At 75.0% G+C, this 827-nt stretch carries 1 protein-coding gene; it reads left to right on the forward strand.

Translation table 11 applies throughout. The annotated features are described in order from the left end of the window. Nucleotides 1-827, forward strand: an 827-nt coding sequence (locus AC1D15_RS35125) for an AMP-binding protein (protein WP_477829719.1), incomplete at both ends; no start/stop codon positions are given.

Genomic DNA, 827 nt, shown 5'->3' on the forward strand with positions numbered 1-827 from the left:
GGCCGGCCACCTGCCCGACGGCGACGCCCTGCTCGCCGTCTGCAACGACCGCTACCGCTTCGCGTTGTCGCTCGGCGCGGCGATGCTGCGCGGCCGCGTCAACCTGATGCCTCCGAACCACACGCCGGACATGGTGGCGCGGCTGCTCGGCCTGTTCCCGCGCACGCACGGCCTGCTCGAAGCCGGTGCCGGACCGCACGCCCTGCCCTCGCTGAGCTTCGATGACATCGCACCGGGCCGCGCCGACACCGTCACCGACACGCCGCACTTCGCCCCCGGCACCATCGTCGCGCAGGTGCTGACCTCCGGCYCCACCGGCCAGCCGACGCAGCACGCCAAGYGCTGGGACCTGCTGGTCGAGAACATCCGCGCCGAGGCCGCGCGCATCGCCCACCACCTGGGCCGCGACAGCCTGGCCGGCGTCAGCCYGCTGGGCACCGTGCCGCCGCACCACATGTACGGCTTCGAATCGACGGTGCTGCTCGCGATGCTGGGCGGTGCGTCGTTCGCCGCCGAGAAGCCGCTGCTGCCGGCCGACATCGCCGAGGTGCTGGCGCAGCTGCCGCGGCCGCGCGTGCTCGTCAGCACGCCGTTCCACCTGAAGACGCTGCTCGATGCCGGCGTCGCGCTGCCGCCGCTCGACCTGGTGCTGTCGGCCACCGCGCCGCTGTCGCCGCAGATGGCCGCGCGGGCCGAGGCCGCGTGGCAGGCGCCGCTGGTCGAGATCTACGGCTGCACCGAGGCCGGCCAGGTCGCGACGCGCCGCRCCACCGAAGGCGCCGACTGGCTCGCCTACGACGGCGTGCGGCTGAGCGGCGACGGCGCCG

The sequence above is a fragment of the Rhizobacter sp. P2_H2 genome (assembly GCF_056403375.1).